Origin of the sequence: Thermobacillus composti KWC4 (assembly GCF_000227705.2) — a bacterium.
Taxonomy (GTDB): Bacteria; Bacillota; Bacilli; order Paenibacillales; family Paenibacillaceae; genus Thermobacillus; species Thermobacillus xylanilyticus.
The window spans coordinates 3,557,192-3,579,042 of the sequence record NC_019897.1; the positions used below are offsets into that span (position 1 = coordinate 3,557,192).

Sequence of the window (21,851 nt, forward strand, 5' to 3'; positions counted from 1 at the left end):
TGCCTCCTCCACATTCTTCGCAACGGAATTGCGGAGGTACTGTCGGATCTCCATCATCCATCGCATCGAAATTCCGAACGACATTCAGCGGAATCTCTTCTGTTGTATGACATTGAAGACAGATGTAGGTTACTTTCGCTTTGCTATGCAGCCCGCTTTGCGGCTTTTTCCTTTTCTTCGCTTCCTTTCGTTTCTTCGACACCGGCGACATCCCGAATCATCCTTTCCAGGCATGCCTTTGAGGTGGAGCACACCGCGTACTTCACCTTCAACTTCCCTTCTTCAAGGCAGGCTTCTCCCTTGTATTCATAATAACTTTCGCATTTTGGGCAACACGGCGGCTTCCCCGTCTGCTCCTTGACCCGTTCACTCCACGTTCTGCGTTTTAATATCCTCTTTGCCTTGACGATCCATCTTCTCGCAGCTTTTTGCCACTCACTGACTAACTTCTTGCACAAGCTCTTGATCCGCCGCGAGTAAACCCCATAGTAACGGATCGTCTTAAAGTTTTCATCCGGAATATGCCGGATCAGTCTGCCAATAAATTCTTCCACCGAAATCGTCTCCGTCTTCTCTTCCCCGTCATTCTTATCCCGGTAACGAAAGGTCACCCTTTCTCCGTCATACGCTTCGATCCGGCTAACCGCTACCGCCGGTCTTCTCATGTATCGCCCGATATATCCGAGTTGCCGCTTGACGTTCCCTTTCTGTTTCGGAGCATGCACATAGAAGCCTTCTCCATTTTCGGAGTAGGCTTTTTGCAAACGGGACTGCACTTGCCTTTTCTCTTGTTCGCTTAACTTTCGGCGAATCAGCTTCAACACAACCGTCTGCCATTGTTTACGCAACATCTCGAACGGAATAAAGTCGTATGTTTTCCACTCGCCGTTCTTCTTCATCCCTCCCATGGTTACTATAAGCTTCTCGGAAATTCATTTCCGTTGTGGACTCTAGCTTTCTGGCCAGGGTCCTTTATTGTTTCACCCCCAAAATAGGGATGCGAACAAACTTTCCTCTTGACATTTTCGAAACTCCCCAACAATCGCCGAGAAGGCATTTTTTTACTGCCTATCTCTAGAAAATTGGGTGATTGTGTGAAAATCGTTTCTCGTTCTCACCAGGACTACTTGACCTTCGTAAGCGATCAACTGCGCAAGGAGTTCGACACCCCGGAAGCCATGTTGTTCTTGCAACACTTCTATCGCGACTTGATCTTCTGGATCACGCCGATCGATCTGTCCGCCACCGCTTCCTTGATGCGTTCGGCTTACTCCTCCAATCCCAGAGGCCGCAAGCCCCACGATCCCGCCGACATGCTCCGCTGCATGTTGCTCTTCACCAAGCTCGGGCTCAGTGTCGATGACGGAGTCGTCGCGCTGCGAACGACGCCGGTCTATGCCATTGTCTGCGGCTTTAAACCCGGTGAGACGCCGGGTGTCGGAACGTTCTACGACTTTTTCCCCCGGCTTTGGCGGGCATCCACTCCGCATAAGACCGGGCGCGTCAAACGCCGCTTGAAGAAGCCGCGGAAGAAGGGCAAAAAGAACGAAAAGCAAGAGCCCAAAAACCCCAAGATTACGGAGAAACTCGTCTCCCGCATCCTGCGCGAGGGCAAGATCCACTACGCCCCCAAGGAGCACGACCTGCTGCAACAGTTGTTCCAATCCCTGTTTGTCCTGCCTTCTGCGGCAAAAGGATTGCTTGGCGATACGAGCGCTTTCCGCGTCATCGGCGACGGATCTCCGGTTGAAACCGGCGCGCGTTCGTACGGCAAGTTCCTTTGCGATTGCCGCAAGTCGGGCAACTGGAAATGCTCCTGCAAACGGCAATTTTCCGATCCGGATGCCGATTGGGGCTGGGACAGCTATCGCGAGAAATATTACTACGGGCGTACGCTCTACATGTTCACCGCAGCCGACAGTCCTTACAATTTGCCCGTGTACCCGCGATTGTTTCGCGCCAGCCAACATGACTCGGTGTCATGGATCTGCGGCTACCGCGAGCTGCGTCACTGGTACTCGGACTGGAAGGTGGGAGAGGCGCTCCTGGATTCGGCCCACGACGCCCTCCCGATCTATACCATGCTGGAACACGATGATGTTTCCGCCATCATCGACCTGAATCTCAGGCGTTCCGGGCATACGGTATACAATGAAATGAAAATTGGCTCCGATGGCGTTCCTGTCTGCCCCATTGGACGCAAGATGGTCTGCTGGGGCAAGTGTTCCGGGCGACAGCGCATCAAATGGCGCTGTCCCGCCAAAGTCGGCAAATGGGAATGCCCGACTCCCTGCTCGCCTTCCGATTATGGAAGAACGTTCTACACATCCACCGCGGATAACCCGCGCCTGTTCCCGCGCATCCGCCGTGACAGCAAGGAATGGAGAAAGCGTTACGCGCTGCGAACCGGAGTGGAGCGTTGCATCAAGCGCCAGAAAGTCGATTACAACCTGGAAGCTTCGCGCGGGCGCAGTTCCCGCCACTGGAACATTCGCGTGTACTTGATCGCCATGTGCCAGCATGCCGACGCGTGGCTGGAAGAAGCGAAGAAGCAGAAGCAGCTCGTCTCTGTCGAGCAATGGCTGGAAGGCTTGGCGGCAGCTTAACGCCAAAGGACTTCATAGCATTTTTTAAAAAATGCCCTTTTGAGGGTTCTTTGGCATGCACATTCTTGAAAACAGCTTTCATAGGCGCCGCTTCATCGACATTTCTGCCTCATTCACCCCTCATTCGGACTCAGAACGACTGCTTAATTCCGAGCTCCTATTACTAGCATATGGACATGAGGATTGAAGTTAAGCCGTGCCCCAAACGTATGCAATCCGGCTATGATTCCGGGAGTTACCTTATGTTTCTTCTCAAAATGTTCTTTGACTAAGCGCACCGCTTCATCCATAAATTCTTTGAGCAATTTTGCCCGATGAAGCAGAAAGATTTCCCGCAATCCTTCGTCAATCGTGAAGACGACATGACGATGGTTGACTTGGAATACATCTTGTTCCAGTAGACGTGCCCATTCCTCTGTTTCTCCGCATGAACAGGTCGTACAGAATCTTCCTTTACAGCGATACGGAACAAGCCGCAGGTCATGACATCCTTCACATACCAGCAGCTTAAATCCGTTTCGGGGATCCCCGCATCGACGGAACTTCTCTACTTCCTTCCGTACATTGGCACGCAGCTTGCCGCCATGTTTTGCCACAAACCGATCCCAGTGCCCTCGCTCATCAAAAAAGATGCGTTTCAAGATGTTCGTCTCCATATCCTAACCTTACCAAAAACAGAAATAAGGCGGAAGACCTGCCTCCACCCCAAAACTTATAAATTCTATAATGTTAAACAAAGCCGCATCTGCGATGCGGCTTCAATAATGCAAGCATGATTCATTTCTCTTCTGCGAGCTCCTCCAGCACCCGTTCGACCATCTCACGGGTCACGCGGCTCATGCCGTTCTCCGCCAGCTCCCGAAGCGTGGATGTGCGCAGGAAGTTGAGCGACGGCGATTCGAACAGATGGGGCATGTGGCGCCGGACCGCCCATTCCGCGCGTTCGTCGGTCAGCAGTTCCAGCAGCCGGCTGGACGTCGTGTACCGCTTGCGGAACAGATTCACCGCCTCGTAGGCGAACCGATATTCTCCTGATCCGATCTCCGCTTCCACGCCGCGATCCGTCGCGGCAATCGACTGGACGCCTGCCGGGTACGAACCGCCCGCGCCAACGGGCTGACCGTCGATGCTCAATCCCTCGACCGCCGCCCCGCGCAGCACCACCCGGGCCGTCGTATTCGCGGGAATGGACACCTGCACCTGCACCCGATTGCCGTCGATGCTCCATGCCGTCTCGATTTTGCCGTACATGGACAGATGGGACGTCTTCGCGCGGCTCAGCAGCCCCGCGCCGAACAGCGGCTCAATATGAAGCCGCTTGAAACCGGGAACGGCGCCGTCCATGTCCAGACCGGCAACTTTGCGGTACATCCATTCCCCGACGGCGCCGTAGGCGTAGTGGTTGAACGAGTTCATGTCGTCGCTCCAGAACGTGCCGTCCGGCTTGATGCCGTCCCAGTGCTCCCAGATCGTGGTCGCGCCTTTGGAGATCGAGTACAGCCAGCCCGGATAGCCGTCCTGCAGCAGCAGGCGCATAGCCGTGTCGTGGTAGCCGTGATCGGACAGCACCATGCACAGGTACGGCGTTCCGAGGAAGCCCGTCGTCAGATGGTAGCCGTTCTCGATGATCAGATCGTTCAGATCCCGGGCGATGCGCGGCGCGGCGTCTCCCGCCAGATCGAAGGCGAGCGCCAGCACGTGGGCCGTCTGCGTCGGCGACGCCATCCGGCCGGTCTTCGTGATGAATTCGTCACGGAACGCCTGGACGACGCGGGCATGCAGCTCGCCGTATTTCGCCGCATCCTCTGTCTTGCCGAGCACGCGGGCCGCTTCGCTCAGCAGTCTCGAGGAGTAAGCGTAATACGCCGTGGCCACGAGCGGCAGCGGCGTCGCGCCGACGTAACTGCCTTCCTTGGCGTCGAGCGCCACCCAGTCGCCGAAATGGAACCCGGTCTCCCACATGTATTCGTTGTCGCCCTGGGCCCGGATGTATTCCACCCACGCCTTCATGCTGTCGTATTGCTCGGCGAGCAGACGCCGGTCGCCGTAATACCGGTACACCGTCCACGGACAGATGACCGCCGCGTCGCCCCATCCAGACGAGCTGTGGCCGTCCGCCACGTCGGGAATGACGAAGGGCACGCCGCCATCGGCTCTCTGCTCGGCCTTCAGGTCGCGCAGCCATTTCGTGAAGAAGGGACCGCCATTGAAGTTGTACAGCGCCGTGGCGATGAACACCTGGGCGTCCCCGGTCCAGCCGAGCCGCTCGTCCCGCTGCGGGCAGTCGGTCGGCACGTCGACGAAGTTGCCGCGCTGACCCCACTGGATGTTCCGCTGGAGCTGATTGACCCGCTCGTCGGAGCAGGAGAAGTCACCCGTCCGCGGCATGTCCGAATGCATCACTTCCCCGACGAAGGCGTCGAGCGGCAGCTCGTCTCCCGGCCAGCCTTCGACTTTCACGTAGCGGAAGCCGAGGAACGTGAAACGGGGAGCGTAGGTTTCCTTGCCTTCACCTTTGGCGATGTAGGTGACCGTCTGTTTCGCGAAGCGCAAATTGCCGAAGTAGATGTTGCCGTCCTTGTCCAGCACTTCCGCATGGCGCAGCACGATCGTCGTGCCGACCGGCGCTTCCACCGTAAAGCGGATGCGTCCGACCATGTTCTGCCCCATGTCGAGCACCTTGTCGCCGGCCGGCGTCACGAAGAAGGCGATCGGCCGGATCGTCTCCGTCACGCGGACCGGCCAGTTCTCCTGCGGCACGAGAATATCCATCGGCAGGTCGATTGTTTCCGCCGGCGCCCAGTCGTCATCCGCATAGCCCGCTTCGCTCCAGCCCTTCCGCTCCAGGCGGGCGTCGTAAATCTCGCCGTTGTAGATCGTGGAGTACGTTACCGGGCCGGTCGCCGCGCGCCAGGACGCGTCGGTCGCGACCACTTCTTCCGTGCCGTCTTCGTAGCGGATGTGGAGCTGCAACAGGGCCGCGCGCCTGTCCCCGTACTTGTAGTTCAGTTGCTCGAATCCCATGCCGCTGCGGTACCAGCCGTCACCCAGATGGATGCCGACGGCATTGTCGCCGGACTTCAGCAGTTCCGTCACATCGTAAGTCTGGTACTGCAGACGGTATTGATAGCTGGTCCAGCCGGGCGACAGTTCTTCGTCGGGCACCCGCTGTCCATTCACGTACAGTTCGTATACTCCCGCCGCCGTGGCATAAATCCGGGCCGCCTTCACGCCGCCCTTCACCCGGAATGACTTGCGCAGCAGGAACGCCGCGTCCGTCTGCGGATCGATGGCGGAAGCCGCCGGCGTGATCCAGCTTGCCCGCCATTCCGAGAGCTCCAGCAGCGTCGTCTCGAACACAGCCGGTTCGCTGGCGGCCTCCCGGCCGGCGTCATCCCATACCTTGACCCGCCAGACATACTTCGTGCGCGATGCCAGCTCCGGCCCGCCGTATTCCACCAGCACGGATTCGCCGCTTTCCACCCTGCCCGAATCCCAGATCGGCCGGTCGAAATCGCCGTCTTCCGCGGCAACCGCGAGCTGGTACGCCTGTTGGAGGATTCCCCGCCGGCCGCCCTCCAGCTTCCAACTGAAGCGCGGCCTGCGCACGCCGATGCCAAGCGGGTTCGTCCGGTATTCGCAGGTCAAATCCGTCACGATCAAGTTCGCCATATATAAGTCTCCTCCGTCCTCATGTTTCCGTTATCCTTTGACGGATCCGGCCACCATGCCCGCCACAATTCTCTTGTTGAAGAAAATGAACAGAATCAGCGGCGGAATCGTAATCAGCAGAATGTCGGTAAACAGCAGATTCCATTTCGAAATGAACTGGCTCGTAAAGTTGTACAGGGTAAGCTGCAGCGTGACGTTCTTCGAACCCGGCAGGAAGTAGAGCGGATTGACGAAATCGTTGAAGATGACGACCGCCTGCGTCACGATGATCGTCGACGTCACCGGTTTGAGCAGCGGGAAAATGATCTGGAAAAACAGCCGGTAACCGCCGTATCCGTCCACCACCGCCGCTTCGTCGATATCTTTCGGGATGGTGCCCATGAAGCCCCTGTACAGCATGACGCAGAACGGGAAGCCGAGCGCCACTTCCACCAGCACGAGGCCGGTCATCGTCTTGAACAGACCCAGGCCGTTCAGTACCCAGATGGTGGGCACGACCGCGGGCGGAATGATCAGCCCCGCCAGCACGAAGAAGGAAATCCAGGGCGAAGCCTTGTCCTGGCGGCGTTGCATGACGAAGGCCGCCATGGAGCTGACCACGGTCAGCACCACAATGGACAGCACCGTGAGCAGCGTGCTGTTCCAGAATGCGCGGACCAGCATGTAGTCGCGGAAGACGAACACTTCCTTGATGTTCTGCCACAACCGGATCTCCGTCGGCCAGTCCAGATTCATGCGCGCCGCTTCCTGCGGGTTCTTCAGCGCCGTCAGGATGACGAAATAGAGCGGCACCCAGAACAGAATGATGCTGAGCGCCACCGATACGATTTCGATGGTCAGCAGACGCCCCTTTCTGCTCACAGGTCCACCTCCTTCCGGGTCAGGAAACGGGACAGCGGGAAGGCCAGCAGGCTGACGAACAGGAACAGGATCACGTTGCCAGCCGTCGACAGACCGTAGAAGCCGGCCTGATACTGCTTATAGATAATTGAAGCGATGACGTCCGTGGAAAATCCGGGGCCGCCCTTCGTCATGGCCCAGATCAGATCGAAGCTGCGCAGCCCGCCGATGAAGGCGAGGATGATGACCGAGTTGGTCGCCGGACGGCTGAGCGGCAGAATGATATGCCAGAACTTGTGCCACGAGCCGCCGCCGTCGATCTGCAGCGCTTCGTAATATTGCTCGGGAATGGACATGATCCCGGCAATATAGATCACCGTCGCAAAACCGACGCCCTTCCACACGTCCACCATCGCGACGGACAGCAGGGCGATGGACGGGTTGCCGAGCCAGTCCGGACCCTTGATGCCGAAGAACGACAACGTCTCGTTGATGAGCCCCGTCGTCGGATGCATCATGACGCTGAACGTGATGCCGACGGCGATGGTGCTGACCAGTGTCGGGAAGAAGACGACGGACCGCAGATAGTTTTTGATCCGGAGGGCGCCCGTGAGCAGCACCCCGAGCAGCAGACCGAGCACAACCTTGAGTCCGCACGTGACAACCGCGTAAATAAACGTGTTCCGGAACCCGATGGACAGATAAGGCTCCTTGAAGAACGTGATGAAGTTGTCCAGTCCGATGTATTCCCAGTCCGACAGCGTCCAGCGCGTCAGACTGAAGAAGAAGGACAGAAATGTGGGGACGATGAAAATGATGATGTAAACAATCGCCGCCGGCACCAGGAAGCTGTAACTGTAAATCTTTCTGTGCAATTTGCTCAAGCGGATCTCCTCCCGATACTGAAGCAAACGGCTCTGCCTTGCCGCAGAGCCGATTGCCCGTTGAGCGGATGGTGCCGGGTATTACCAGCCTTCCAGACCGAGTTGCATTGCCTGCTTCGCGACGTCCTGGTCATACAGGGCCGCCGCGTCTTCCGGGGAGCGCATGCCCGCGCCGACTTCGACCGTCAGTTGCTCCAGCATCGGCCCTTTGACCGGGGACAGGAATTCGAGTGCCGGAGACGTCTGGCCTTCCGCATTGAAGTAAGGCATCATGTCTTTGACGACTTGCGGCACATCATCCGGCAGTTCCGCGCCTTTGACGACGAACGGACCGGATGGCGTGGTCACGCCGGAGATGATTTCCGCGCCTTCCACCGATGCGATGAACGCGAGGAACTGTTTCGCTTCTTCCGGATGCTTGGTGTTGGCCGAGATGTAGGCCGAGTCCGGCATCCACACCGTCAGGCCGACTTTGTTCGGATCGTCGCCGGGTTGGGCGAAGAAGCCGATGTCGTCGATGAGATCCGGGAAGTTTTGCTCGATGACCGGAACGGCGAAGCTCAGCATCGGATAGTGCGCGCCCTTGCCTTCCGCCAGCATCGCCAGCGCGGTGTCATAAGTGGTGGCCAGCAAATCTTCGTTGTAGTAGCCGACCGTCTCGCCGAGCTTCTGGAAGCTGCGCAGCGCGGCTGGCGTGGTCGCGTACTTCGCCTTGTTCGCCGTGTAGTCGTTCGCGAAGTTCGGCTCCGCTTGCTGCACGTTGTAGTAGTCCGCCAGCACGATCAGCTGGCTCGTCCAGGTATCCTTGTAGGAACCGATGATCGGCGCGACGCCGGTGCCTTTCAGCTTGTCGAGGTTGGCCATCAGTTCGTCCCAGGTCTTCGGCACGGACAGACCGTGTTCTTCATAGATTTTCTTGTTGTAGAACCATCCGCCGGCGACCGAGGAGCGGAACGGCACGCCGAACACTTTGCCGCCCGAGGATACGACCGGGAGGTACGATTCGAGCAGGTTGTCCAGGAACGCTTCGCCCGACAGGTCGAGCAGATTTTGTTCCGGATTGAGCGCCTGCAGAAGCGAGCCGGAGTTGTAGAAGAAGACGTCGTTCATGTCGCCGGTCGCCAGGCGCGTCTTGACGAAGTTGTCGCCTTCGGTGCCTTGCGGGCGCGTTTCCAGCTCGATTTCGATGTGGGGATTCTTCTCGGTGAACGCCTTGCTCAGGGCTTCCCCGATATTGATGGAATCCTGGCTGTTGTCCACGAGCAGCGACAGTTTGACTTTCTCCTTCTTCTCGGCCGAGCTTCCTTCGGACGCGCCGTTCGTGCCGGACGTACTGCCGCCGCTGTTGCCGTTGTTGTTGCCTCCGCAAGCGGACAGGAGGCCGGCGAGCAGCAGCAGGCATGCCAGAATCATGCCGATGGATTTGCGTTGCACGGATGGTATCCCCCTTTGATGTGCGATAGTCGCGGTTGCAGGTCCCGGGTTCCCGCTTGCGTCCATTGTAATTGCAAACGCTTCCTTCATAAATCGCGATCTTTTTTGGATCGGGGTCCGAATTTTTAGTGCCGGCCGGATGCTCATGACGACAACTGGGAATCCCGGTATTGTCCGGGCGTCATGCCGGTATGCCGCTTGAATACTTCGCCGAAATGGCGGGGATTCATGTAGCCGACCCGGTCGCTCACTTCGCTGATCTTCATGCCTTTGCGCAGCAGCGACTTGGCCAGTTCCACCCGGTTGCGGGTCAGGTACTGAATGAACGTCTCGCCGGTCGTTTCCTTGAACAGCACGCTCAGGTAGGCGGGATGGAGACCGACGAAGGACGCCGTCTCCTGCAGGGACACGTCGCGGAAGGCGTTCTGCACCACGTATTCCTTGGCCTTCTCGATCGCCGAATGCTTGTCCCGGTCCCGGCTCGCGGCGGCCTGTTCCGCAAGCCGCTTCAGCCGCTCGCGGAACCATTCCGACAGCCGGCCTTCGGCGGCGGCTTCGGCGATCTCGATGTGGGGTTTTCCGGACGGGTCCCGATGTTCGCCGACCGCTTCCTCCGCCGCGTAAATGATTTTCAGCATTTCGCTCTCCACCGTGTCGGGGTCCGGCTTCGACTCGAGGATCTCCCGCAGGAAGCGGTCCGCCTCCTCCGCGACCATCGTTCTGCTGCCCGCCCGCAGCGCGAGCAGGATCGCCTCTTCGAGGGCCGACAGGCGGCTCGGGTTGTCCGATCCGGAACCGAGCTCGCCGAACCGGACGGCTCCGCGGATGCCCAGCAGTTTGGCGGCCTTGTGCGCCTGCACGGCCTCCCGCCAACTGGCGTGCGCCTCCTCCGGCGGATGCGTCAGACTGATGCCGACCGCCAGGCCGGCGTCGTCCAGTTCGTCAACCAGGCTGTCCCAATGGGCGGACGGAAGGTCCATATAATGGAACATCACGGCCAGATGATGCTTGTCGTCCCGCAGATGGATGGCGCGATAGGCCGGATGCTCCGGCAATCGGAACGGCTCCGCGGCCGCCAGCACGGTGACGCCGGCCACGCGGTCGCCTTCAGGGCCGAATTGCTCCCGCCAGGCCTGCTCCGCCTCCTTGCCGAACAGCAGCAGCTCCCAGACCGCCTTCTCGAGCAGCGCCTCGTCGGTATCCTGCAGCTTCCGCTCCATCGATCGGATTGCCGATTCCCGCTCGATCCGGCCGAGCACCTTGCCCAACGCCCGCTCGATGGCCTCCTCCGTGATCGGCTTCTCCACGTAGTCGGCCACGCCGAGGCGGATGGCCCGCTTGACGTACTCGAACTCGTTGAATCCGCTGAACACGATGCAATGCGTATCGGGCGCTTCCGAGAGCACCGTCTCGATCAACTGCAGTCCGTCCAGTCCCGGCATGCGGATGTCGGTGAGCACGATGTCCGGCTTCACCCTGCGGATCAGTTCCAGGGCGGACAGTCCGTCTTCCGCCGTGCCGGCCAGACGGATCCCGAGGCCTTCCCAGTCGATCATGATGCTCAGGGCTTCCAACACGATATACTCGTCGTCACACACGACCGCCTTCCACATGCACCGATCCCCCTTTGCCAGGATTGAAGCGAATCTCGATCCGGGTTCCGTCGCCGGGCGAGCTCCATACCGTGAAGGCGCAATGGTCCCCGTAATAGAGCCTTAGCCGTTCCCGCACATTGCGCAGCCCGTATCCCTGCTCGATGAGCGCGATATTCTCCATGCCGACACCGTTGTCTTCCACGACGAAGACCAGCTCGTCACCGTCCTGCCTGCCCGTGATCCGGATCAAGCCGTCCCCCGGCTTCGGCTCCAGTCCGTGATACACCGCGTTCTCCACCAGCGGCTGCAGGATCAGCTTGAGCATCTCATATTTCATCACATCCGGCTCCACATCCATTTCAAGGCGGATGCGTCCCTTGTAGCGGATGTTCTGGATCGTCATGTAATGCTCGATGTGCTTCAGTTCCTTGAAGACTGGGATCGTCTCCTTCCCCTTGTTCAGGCTGAGCTTGAAGCTTTCCGACAGCGCCAGGGCCATCGTGGCGGCTTCCTCCGTCTTCTTGAGCCGGGTCATCCAGTAGATGGAGTCCAGCGTGTTGTACAAGAAGTGGGGGTTGATCTGCGCCTGCAGCGCGCGCAGCTCCGCTTCCCGTTCGCGCAGTTCCGCCTGGATGAGCCGGGCGTCCAGCTCCATGTTCTGATACGCCACGCGGAGGAAGGTTTCTCCGATTGTCCCGACTTCGTCGTCATTGAACTTCACGTTGAAATCGAGGGTGCCCTTGTTCCAGTCGACCATCATTTTCTTCAGCCGCAGCAGGGGGCGCGTAATCCCGCCGGATACCAGGTACGAAATGGTGAGCGCCACCACCGCGATCAGCGCGGCGATGAGTCCCGTGTAGGTGCCGATCCGGTTCGACCGGGCAAGCAGTTCCTCTTTTTGGAGGAGATGGATGAAGTGCCAGCCGGTCGAGACGTTGCGATAATCGCTGACCAGATAGCCTTCGTTTTCCCATTCGGCGATCAGATCGTCATAGGTGACGGCCTCGTCCCGCGGGCCGCTCCACGCCTCGGGATAGAGGATATGCACCGCATCGTCCGTCGCGTCGACGACCACGAAATGGCCGTAATCCCGGGTGGCCTGAGAAACGTTCTGGAACAAGGAGACGGACAGATTGGTGACCAGCAGGCCGAGCGGTTTTCCCTGAATGCTCTCCGGGTCGCGGAACAGCTTGACGGTCGAGAACGAAGTTGTCGATCCGTCCAGCACGTTGTAGCTGAAGAACACGACGCGCCCCTGCGCCTCCACCGCTTCCCTGTACCAGTCCGATTGTTCGATCAACGTCTTCTTGTCCGGCCCCTCGTACTTCCCCGCATTGTCCGGCCGTCCGAGACAGTAGGTCTGATAATAGTTGTCGAAAATGCACAGCGAATCGACGAAACGCGTATCGAAGGAGTTGCTGTTGATGACGCGCTGCAGCCGGTTGATGGTCAGTTCGTTCATTTCACTGAGCTCCCGGCTGTTGCGGATTTTGCTGTTCCTGAGGTCGTCCAGAATCTCGTCGTTCAGCACGATGAACCGGTTCAGATTGATGATGTTGCGAAAGAGCAGGTCGGCCACTTCGCTCGTCGTCTGCAGATGGTCGCCGTTCGACTCCAGAATGGACTCCGTCAGCGTGTCCCTGGCGATGTTGAATGACAGAAATCCGAGAAAGAACAGGGGCGGAAGGGATACGACAATCATCGCCGCAAACAGGCGGTCGCGGATGCGGAGCCGGCGGAATCGGGCCATCCATTGTCGTTGTTTCTCGGGCATGACGCATCCCCACCCTCGATCGCTTTTGTCCGAACCTTTCGGGAGTTCAATCATTATAAAGAGTCTCACGGAAAATTGAAAGCGCTTCTTATTTGGATGGATGTCCGAATTTTTAATGCGGCCGACAAAAAAAGCCGGCCAGGATGATTCCCGACCGGCTGCTTTGACATTGCGGTTTCATGATGCAAAATGAATCCGCCATTCGCTCGCACACTCGTCCGTCTTGATATACAGATCGCCGCCTTGCACCGCGCATCCGCCCGGCTGCAGCACGTGCGGCGCTTCGCCCCGGCGCAGCTTGCGCGACGCGCCATCCGTCACCGACCGGATGGCGGGCACATCGCGCACGACGATCGTGAGCGGGGCCGCGCATCTCCCGTCAAGACGGACGCGCAGCCCGTCCGGTGTGCGCTCCGCTTGAATGCGGATACGGCTCCCCAGGTCGTCCTCGAATGTCTCGTCTATGCGCTGCTTCACGAACAGGCTGAGCGTCAGGTTCACATAGCCGTCGACGCGGTTGCCGACGTCCCCCGGCAGCGTATAGTCTTCCGGCAGGTTCCAGGCCACGACGCTGTCCTGCCGCTGGAACACCGGAATGTCCTCGATGGCGGCTTCCACCCGCACCATCCGTCCGCCTGCCATCGCTTCGCCGCCGAACAGCGGGATCCAGGATCCCTCCGGCAGGTAAACGTCTTTCACGGTCCGCCCTTCCTCCACGACGGGCGCGACGAGCAGCGCGTCCCCGAACATGTACTGCTCCTTGAGCCGGGCGCAGCGCGGATCATCGGGATAGGCGAAGGCCATCGCCCGCATCAGCGGAATGCCCGTCCGGCTCGTCTTGATCGCCTGGTCATAAATGTAGGGCAGCAGGTTCATCCGCAGGTCGGCGTAACGCTTGTACAGCGTCAGCACCCACGGCTTGCCCGTCCGCTCCGCCACGTTCCACGGTGTGCGATCCTGGTTGAACTCGCCCTTGGATTCGGCGTGGTATTGCATGACCGGGCAGAACGCCGCCATCTGCGCCGAACGCACATAGAGTTCAGCGGTCGGGATGTCGCCGTGGAAACCGGCCAGATCCCAGCCCCAGAACGGAAGGCCGGACATGCCGCTCGTCAGACCCGCGATGACCGAGCTGCGGAACGCCTCGAAGGTGGAGCGCTCGTCACCGGCCCAATGCATCGGCCAGTTCTGCGCCCCGGCATATCCCGCCCGGCTGAAGGTGACGGCATCGCCGCCGGTGAGCTCCTTGGCGAAGGCATGGTAAGCGCCAACGTATTCATTCGGATACAGGTTGCGCATTTCCAGGCCGCTCCGTCCGTCGTGGAACACGACATCCCCGTAAATGCACTCGCCCCCGTCCGTCTTGAAGCCGTCCACGCCGATGTCTTCAATCAAATACTTCCGCTTGTCAAACCACCATTTGCGGGTCAGCGGGTTCGTAAAATCGGGCACGAGACTGTCCTTGAACCATTCATAAGGCGGAATCCGGTACGGCTCGCCGTCCGCCCGGCGGACGACCAGCCCGTGCTCCAGGGCGGTCTTCTCGTCTTCATCCCGCTGGGCATGGGGAAGACCTTCCATGAACTTGATGACCGGAATCTGCCACAGCAACACGCGGATGCCTTGGGCGTGAATGTCCTCGACCATCCGTTTCGGATCCGGCCAACGCCCCCATTCCGGGAAGCGGAAGTCATCGTACCGGTGCGCGTCCAGACCGGGCTTCGGCTCATACTGGCAGTCGTTGAAGATGTAGAACGTCGCCTCGTCGCTCCATTGCTCCAGCACGAGCACCGTGGCCGGAATCCGGTGGCGCACCGTCTGTTCCACCTGCTCCATCGTGACCGCCTGGCTGTCCCAGTTGTTGCTGGACATCCACGGTCCGAACGCCCACTTCGGCGGCAACGCCGGCTTGCCCGTCACATCGGTGTATGCCTTAAGCACATCGGACGGCGCGCCCGGGAACAGGTACCATTCCGTTCGGGGACGGTCGGGCAGCACGTCCACTTCGGCTTCGAACCGGTCACTCAGCCGGGTGCCGAACCGGAAGACGGAGTACATTCCCGTATGGAGGAACAGGCCGTAACCCTTCGAGCTGATCGCGAGCGGAACCGGGATATACGTCCGCATCCCCTGGCTCCGGTATTGGTTGAACACATAGTGATCGACGTCGCGGCCGGCGTACTCCAGGTCGGCGTACCGCTCGCCCGTGCCGTACATCCGCTCGTCCGGCTCCAGACGCAGATTGAGCCGCAGCTTGTGCACGGCGCCATCCCCGTCAGTGAGCGCTTCGAACGGCGCCGTCCCGCCGAGGTCGTACGTCCGCGCGACGATCCGGCCTTGTGCGTCGCGCAATACCAGATGCCCGCTCTCGGCGTCCACGCGCAGCCTGTAATTCCCGGCGACAACCTCACCGTCCCACGCCGGATCGTCCGCCGCCTCCAATTCGCCGCCAACATCGAAAACACAGCGCAGCGACCGGCCGTTCTCGACGGTAAAGGCAATGCGCGGATAAACGGCGCTTCCTTCGAACGGGTGGAAGATCAGCTCCGCTCCGCCCTCCCGCTTGCGCAGTGACGCCGGCTCAAGCGCCCGCCAGCCCCGAACCCGGAACGTGTGCGGCTCGGACACTGCCGTCGTCTGCTCGTCAGTTGCGACGAACCGGTAAGCCACTTGGCTGCCGAAGCCGAACCTCCCCAGCTCCGCGCGCCAGACCGGCAGGCCGTCCTCCGAAACGCCGGGTTCCATCGGAATGGACACCGCGCTCCCCCAGTCCTCCCCGTCCGCCGCCAGCTGCACAACCACCTTCTGCGACGGGCGATACGGCTCCGTCCGGACACTTACCGTCACCGCGTCGCCTTCTTCGGGATCCCTGGGAAACCGCTCAACTGCTTCCTTAATATACGGCGAGCGGCTGCCGGCAGGCCGGTGCGCGATACGCAAGCTCCGGCCGCCCGCGGGCCCGGAAGCGGACTTCTGCTCCAGATTGATCCTCGCAATTTCGTACACGATGCAGGCCAGATCGCTGTCCCGCGGGGGACCGGAAGTCTCCAGATCATACCGGGCATAGAGCGGCACGACTGCGGAGGCGATGTCGTATTCCGCCAGCTTCCCGTCACGCTCCTGCTGCCGCCGGACGATTTCCAGCAGCTTCGCGGCCCGGGCGAGGTTGCCGCGCTCCGAGTAATACCAGGCCAGAAGCGCCGTCAGATCCGGCCGGACGCATCCCCCGTACCGCGTGTCATGCTGCGAGAACCGGACGCCGCCATCCACCAGATGTTCTTCCACCCAATCCACCGCGTTCACCATGACAAGATCCCCGGCGTTGAACAGGCCGAAGGGAACCGCCGCGACGCCGATGTCCCCGGTAATCTCGCGGCTGCCCAGCACGCCGACCACGCCGCCCTGATGCATCATGCCGGTGAAGACGAATTCGCGGATTTCCCGCAGCAGACGCCCCGCCTCTTCGTCCCGGAGATGAAGGCCCGCCGCCCGCAGTCCGCCGGCGGCAACCGCCAGATTGCCGAGGAAGATGCCCCGGCCTTCCGGGATCAGCCAATGCGGATGCGGCCGGTTCCATTCGCGGCCGATGACGGCCACGGCCTTCCGCGCGGCGCCGGCGTATTCCTGCAGCGCGTCCGCTCCTCCGGAAGCGGCCGCGTATTCGCCGAGCGCCCACAGCCAGAAGGCGGACCCGAGAAAATCTTCCCGCTCCTCCACCCGAACCGCCTGCCGCCGCAAGTACGTCTCGCATCCGTCGTACCGCTGTTTCATTTTCACATCGAGGTAGCAGAGAAATGCCGCCGTCCTCACGTCCAACTCATCCAAGCGGGCGCGAATGGCATTCAGTTGCTCAAGCACATCGTTCATCCTTTCACTCCGCCCACCTGCAGGCCGGCTTTGAAATGTTGCTGTGCGGCGAGAAAACGGCCACGATCGGCACGATCGAGATCAGGCTGCCCGCCATCAGCGTGTTGTAATCGGTCGCGTACTGTCCGCTCAGCTTGCTGAGCGCAAGCGGAAGTGTCATCTTGTTCGGGTCGGTCAGCATGACAAGCGGCCACAGATAATCATTCCACGCGTCCATGAACGCGATGACCGCAAGGGTCGCCAGGATCGGCGCGCTCAGCGGAATCATCAGCCGGACGAAGATCGTGCGGTGGGAGGCGCCGTCCATCACCGCCGCGTCAAGATATGCATCGTTCACCGTCCGCATGTGCTGGCGCAGCATGAAGATCGCGAACGCGTTGAAAATCGACGGCGCGATGAGTCCCGTGAACGTATTGATGAGCTGCAGTTCCTTCATCACCAGGAAGAGCGGGATGAACGTCACCTGCTGCGGAATCATCATCGTCGCGAGCACCGCGGCGAACAGCACCTCGCGGCCCCTGAACCGCATCTTGGCGAATGCATAGGCCGCCATGGCGGCCGCCGCCAGCCGCACGACGGTCGTCATGACCGAGACGAAGGCGCTGTTCAGGATCGTCCGCGCGAACGGGAAGACGTCGAACACCTTGCGATAGCCTTCGAAGCTGATTTTCTTCGGAATCCATTCGATCGGCAAGGCAGTGAGCGCCCCTTTGCTCTTGAGCGACGTGCTGATCATCCAGAAGAACGGGATCATGACGATGACCGCGATCGCCGTTGCCGTCACGTAGAAGAAAAAGGGGCCCGCGTATCGCCTAAACATCATAATGCACCCACTTCTTCTGCAATTTGAGCTGCAGCCAAGTGAACAGGAAGATGATCGCGAACAGGATGAAGGAGAAAGCGGAAGCATACCCCATCTTGAAATAACTGAACGCGTAGCGGTAAATGCGTTCCACCATGACCTGCGTCGACCCGTGCGGCCCCCCGTCCGTCATGATCATCACCTGCGGGAACAGCTGGAACGAGAAAATGAGACAGATGACCGTCACGAAGAAGGTGATCGGCGACAGGAGCGGCAGCGTAATGTGCCGAAACCGTTGCCATGCGCTGGCGCCGTCGATCTTCGCCGCTTCATAATAGGACGAATCGATGCCCTGCAGGCCGCCGAGAAAAATGAGCGCGAAGAATCCCATGTCCTTCCAGATGCTCGCGAGCACGATGCCCGGAATCGCCCAGTGCGGGTCGTACAGCCAGCCCGGCCCCTTGATGCCGAACAGTTCCAGCAGGTCGTTCACGCCGCCGTACTCCGGGCTCAGGATCGATTTGAAAATCAACGCCCCGGCCACCCAGGAGGTCAGCACCGGAATATAGAACAGCACCCGGTAGACGGAGACGCCCCGGTAAGGACGGTGGAGCAGCATCGCCGCAGCGATGGACGCGATCAGGATGAGCGGGATATAGAGCACGATGTATACGGCGGTGTTCCGCAGCACGCGCCAGAACTCGTCGCCGCCGAGGATCGAAGCATAGTTGTCCAGGCCGACGAATGCCGGCACACCGTCTTGCAGCGCGATCGGTTTGAGTCCGTCCCAATCGGTGAAGCTCAGGACGAACGCGCCCGCCACCGGGATGATGTTGAACAGCATCAGACCCGTAAGACAAGGCAGGAGAAACCCGATCGCCGCGAACCATCCGTAACGCTTGCTTACGTGCGGCATGCTTCCCTCTCCTCCAAGACTTCAAGAATCACTTGATCGCCCGCCGCCTTCCTTGCGGAGACGGTTCGGCACGGCACCGTACCGGCGCCGTGCCGATGCCAGGGGCATGAAGTGCGTTACTGCAGCTTGATCCGCTGCTCAAGCTCCTTCTGCGCGTCCTTGAGCGCGTCGGCCGGTGATTTCACGCCGTCGCGCGCGGCCTGGAGATGCAGCCCGATGATGTCGGTCATCTCCGCGTTCTGTTCCACGACCGGCGGCGTCACCAGATAGTTCAGCGAATCGAATACCGCCTTCTTGTTGTCCGGAGGCGTGACCTGCAAATACTTCTCGAGCACGTCCTCATAATTGACTGCCGGCAGTTCCCAGCCCGCGTCGACGCGGATTTGCGCCGCTTCCCTGCTGGCCGACATGAACTTCAGCCACTCGAACGCCGCCTCGGCCACCTTGCTGTCCTTGTTGATGACCAGGCCGTTGGAGAAGAAGTGCGTCGCCTTGGCCGTGTTGCCCGGCTCCACTTCGATATCCCAGTTGAACGTGATGTTCTGGGTGAAGTCGGGAAACGCCCAGATGCCGGTGACGAGCATGCCCAGACGACCGGATTTGAACAGATCCCAGTCGCCCATGCCGGCCATTTGCGCTTCCGTCGGCATGACGTTCGTCTTCAGCACGCGGTCCACCATATGTTGAAGCGTTTCCACGTTTTGCGGCGTGTCGACCGTAAATTGCGTCATGTCCGCGTTCATCAGGCTGCCGCCGTTCTGCTGCACCTTCTTGTAGAATTCCCAGAACTGAATCGGTTGATAGATGCCGAAAATATTGTCTCCGAGCGCCCGGATTTTCTCCGCCGCCGCATCCGCGTCCGCCCAGGTCCAGTCGCTCGTCGGATAGCTCACGCCGGCCTGGTCGAACAGATCCTTGTTGTAGAACAGCACGACGTTGGAGAAGCTGGCCGGCAGCCCGTACTGCTTGCCGTCCGTGCTGAACGCCTCCAGCGCGTTCCTGTTCAGCACCGACGTGTCGAAACCGGCGAACATCGGCGTCAGATCGAGCAGCACACCCTTCTTCGCGTACGAGACGAAGTTTTCATAGTTCAGTTCATAGGCGTCGGGAGCCGTGCCGCTCGCCACCCGGGTCTGCATCTGGGTGAAATAGTCGTCATAGGCCAGCGTCTCGATTTCGACCTTGATGTCCGGATGCTGCTTTTCGAACTCTTCTTTCATTTTCTGCAGATGTTTCTCGTTCTCTCCCGAAGCGGAGAAGTTTGTGAACTTGACCGTGACCGTCTCAGACTTGCCGCCGGAATCGCCCGAACTTTGGTTGCCCTGTGACGATCCGCCACCGCTGTTCGATGTTGTTCCGCCTGTGTCGCCGGTCGATTTTCCTCCGCCCGAGCAGCCCGCAATCAGCATCGCCATGACCAGCAGGCAAAGCGCCAGTAATTTCCACTGTTTCCCATTCCACTTCATCGCTGATTTCCCCCTATTGCGTGGTTTGTGCCAAATGCCTTGTGCCGTCTGACAACCCAAACGATCGAACGCCGAATCTCGGGTCTCACCTCCGATTCAGACTAAGCCGCGTCAATCCGCGCATTTCCGGGATCGGCGGCTACAGCGAACGCACGGTCTGCCGCTCCACGATGGACAGCGGGATCTCCTCCATTTTCCTGTCGACGCCGTCCGGTTCGTCGGATTCGATAATCTCGAGCAGCAGTTCCGCGGCTTTCCTTCCTTTCAGGGCGATATCCTGCCTGACCGTCGTCAGCGGCGGCACAAACATGTGCGACAGGAAGATGTCGTCGAACCCGATCACCGAGATGTCTTGCGGAACATCCTTGCCGGATTCCTTGATTCCCTGGATGACGCCGAAGGCGACCATGTCCGCCGTCGCGAACACCGCCGTAATCTCGGGATGTCCCGCGGCAATGGCCTTGCCGGCTTCGTAGCCGTACGTGTAGCTGACGGAATGCTCGAATACGCAGTCGGGATTGTAGAAAACACCCGCTTCCTGCAGGGCGCGCTTGTAACCGAGGAACCGTTTCTCGACGACGCCATCCTTGCGGATGCTGCCGGTGACAAGTGCAATATTGCGGTGCCCGCGGTCGATCAGATATTTGGTGGCCAGATAGCCGCCCTGCTCGTCGTCGATGCCGACCTTACTGAAGTAGGGGTCGTTGATGTAGCTGTCGATCAGCACGATCGGGATTTTCACTTCCTTCAGCTCCGCGTAGAACTGCTCGGGGTAGATGCCCATGATGATCGCGCCGTCCAGATTGCGCTGCACCGAAATGTCCAGGTAGCTTTTGCCCTTGTCGACGCCGGACAGGATGAGATGGTACCCGTGCTCGCGCAGCTTCGATTCGATGTTGCTCACCATTTCGCTGTAGAACGGATTCTCGAGAATGAGCTGCTTGCTGTCCTCGGTCTGCGGAATGATGACGCCGACCAGCTTGGACGCGTTCTTCACCAGGCTCCTGGCCGAGAAATCCGGTATGTAGTTGAGCTCCCGGATTGCTTCGCGGATCTTCTCGACCGTCTCGGGCGACACCCGGTTCTCCTTGCCGTTGAGCACGTACGACACCGCCGCGGTGGATACGCCGGCGTGTCTGGCCACGTCTTTGATCGTCGTTCTTCGCTTCAAGATCATGACCCCTTTAATGTTAAGCGTTTAACCTCGGTTTGAAAAAAAATATGCGGGAAACATGGGGGATTGGCACGGACAAGCCGAATTTTCTCCCGTGTATTCGCAGTGATCGGGTTCGTTATTACGCTTGTTTCCCGTTTTTCTGTGTGGAATCATGCTGTGAGGGCACCGGTTTTTATTAAACGTTTAAGTTAAGTATAAACGCTTTCATTTTGGATTGCAATCCCTTATTTTGCTCCGGACGGACTCCCGAAGGCCATCTGGTGCAAACATACATCACATTCGGCCTGTCAGAGACGGAAAGGCTTCATGTGATGCAGATCCGCAGGATATGGATCGAATTTCGCAAAAACCGCGCTCATAAAATGTAAGAATGCATCCGGTCAACGCTTCATCAGGTTAATCATTCTTTCGGTTAACTATTCATAAGACCTCGAAGACCGTTCCGGCCAGCCCGAACAGCAAGATCGTCCGAAGCATGCTGCCGCTCAATCCGAAATCGTAACGCAAATCCCTGACCAGCAAGAACAACAGGCCAAACCCGGCACCCAAGATAAAATAAACCGCCTCCCGCGATACAAACCGGTGTCTGCTTCGATATGCCATGCGGTCCGCCATCACGGACGGGATGCCGACAAGGAGATAGAAGGCGGCAAGGACCATGCTCCCCGTAAAAAACACATATCCAAACGAATCGTTGTCCGGCGCGTTCCTCTGGTTGAACGTAAATATCGCCGACAGGGGGATGGCGGACAGGAATGCGGAAAAGGTTTTGGCCATCATCATATTCGGTTCTCTCTTCTCTCCGGCCGGCCACGTTA

Annotated in this window: 13 protein-coding genes and 2 pseudogenes; 1 reads left to right on the plus strand and 14 read right to left on the minus strand. The window is 59.4% G+C overall.

All coding sequences use genetic code 11. The features are described from left to right. Positions 1-143: 143 nt before the first annotated feature. Positions 144-920: pseudogene (locus tag THECO_RS16295) on the minus strand (IS91 family transposase); the annotation flags it as partial. A gap of 174 nt (positions 921-1,094) precedes the next feature. Here THECO_RS16295 and THECO_RS16300 point away from each other — a divergent pair. After that, positions 1,095-2,606 carry a hypothetical protein gene (locus THECO_RS16300; protein ID WP_041853721.1) on the plus strand — a complete coding sequence of 504 codons (1,512 nt, stop codon included), beginning with the start codon at positions 1,095-1,097 and terminating at the stop codon, positions 2,604-2,606. A 161-nt stretch (positions 2,607-2,767) separates the two neighbouring features. On the opposite strand, the pseudogene THECO_RS21290 reads toward THECO_RS16300, so the two are convergent. From THECO_RS21290 to THECO_RS16365, 13 genes and pseudogenes are all read right to left on the minus strand, one after another. Next, positions 2,768-3,262 (minus strand): annotated as a pseudogene (locus THECO_RS21290) (IS91 family transposase); the annotation flags it as partial. Positions 3,263-3,383: 121 nt separating this feature from the next. Further along, positions 3,384-6,278, minus strand: coding sequence for an alpha-L-rhamnosidase (locus THECO_RS16310; RefSeq protein WP_015256132.1), 2,895 nt, complete (start codon positions 6,276-6,278; stop codon positions 3,384-3,386). Between the two features lie 30 nt (positions 6,279-6,308). Then, the gene (locus tag THECO_RS16315) at positions 6,309-7,139 is read right to left on the minus strand and encodes a carbohydrate ABC transporter permease (RefSeq protein WP_015256133.1); all 831 of its coding nucleotides are present in this window, start codon (positions 7,137-7,139) and stop codon (positions 6,309-6,311) included. Then, positions 7,136-8,002 carry a carbohydrate ABC transporter permease gene (locus THECO_RS16320; protein ID WP_015256134.1) on the minus strand — a complete coding sequence of 289 codons (867 nt, stop codon included), beginning with the start codon at positions 8,000-8,002 and terminating at the stop codon, positions 7,136-7,138. The genes THECO_RS16315 and THECO_RS16320 overlap by 4 nt, the downstream gene beginning before the upstream one ends. An 81-nt stretch (positions 8,003-8,083) precedes the next feature. Then, positions 8,084-9,436: an ABC transporter substrate-binding protein gene (locus THECO_RS16325; RefSeq protein WP_015256135.1), complete on the minus strand. Its 1,353-nt coding sequence runs from the start codon at positions 9,434-9,436 to the stop codon at positions 8,084-8,086. A 143-nt stretch (positions 9,437-9,579) separates the two neighbouring features. Further along, positions 9,580-11,049: a response regulator gene (locus THECO_RS16330; RefSeq protein ID WP_015256136.1), complete on the minus strand. Its 1,470-nt coding sequence runs from the start codon at positions 11,047-11,049 to the stop codon at positions 9,580-9,582. Continuing rightward, positions 11,027-12,805 carry a cache domain-containing sensor histidine kinase gene (locus THECO_RS16335; RefSeq protein ID WP_015256137.1) on the minus strand — a complete coding sequence of 593 codons (1,779 nt, stop codon included), beginning with the start codon at positions 12,803-12,805 and terminating at the stop codon, positions 11,027-11,029. Before THECO_RS16335 ends, THECO_RS16330 begins: the two co-directional genes overlap by 23 nt. 177 nt (positions 12,806-12,982) lie before the next feature. Beyond that, positions 12,983-16,672, minus strand: a complete 3,690-nt coding sequence (locus THECO_RS20715; RefSeq protein ID WP_015256138.1) for a glycoside hydrolase family 31 protein — start codon at positions 16,670-16,672, stop codon at positions 12,983-12,985. Positions 16,673-16,676: 4 nt separating this feature from the next. Then, entirely contained in the window at positions 16,677-17,495 is an 819-nt protein-coding gene (locus tag THECO_RS16345; RefSeq protein WP_198285746.1) for a carbohydrate ABC transporter permease, read from the minus strand. Beyond that, positions 17,485-18,390, minus strand: coding sequence for a carbohydrate ABC transporter permease (locus tag THECO_RS16350; RefSeq protein ID WP_015256140.1), 906 nt, complete (start codon positions 18,388-18,390; stop codon positions 17,485-17,487). The genes THECO_RS16345 and THECO_RS16350 overlap by 11 nt, the downstream gene beginning before the upstream one ends. A 116-nt stretch (positions 18,391-18,506) precedes the next feature. Beyond that, entirely contained in the window at positions 18,507-19,799 is a 1,293-nt protein-coding gene (locus THECO_RS16355) for an ABC transporter substrate-binding protein (protein ID WP_408646082.1), read from the minus strand. 196 nt (positions 19,800-19,995) lie between these two features. Continuing rightward, on the minus strand, positions 19,996-21,033 hold the full coding sequence (locus THECO_RS16360) for a LacI family DNA-binding transcriptional regulator (RefSeq protein ID WP_015256142.1): 1,038 nt from the start codon (positions 21,031-21,033) through the stop codon (positions 19,996-19,998). 420 nt (positions 21,034-21,453) lie between these two features. After that, positions 21,454-21,816, minus strand: coding sequence for a hypothetical protein (locus tag THECO_RS16365; RefSeq protein WP_015256143.1), 363 nt, complete (start codon positions 21,814-21,816; stop codon positions 21,454-21,456). Positions 21,817-21,851 lie beyond the last annotated feature (35 nt).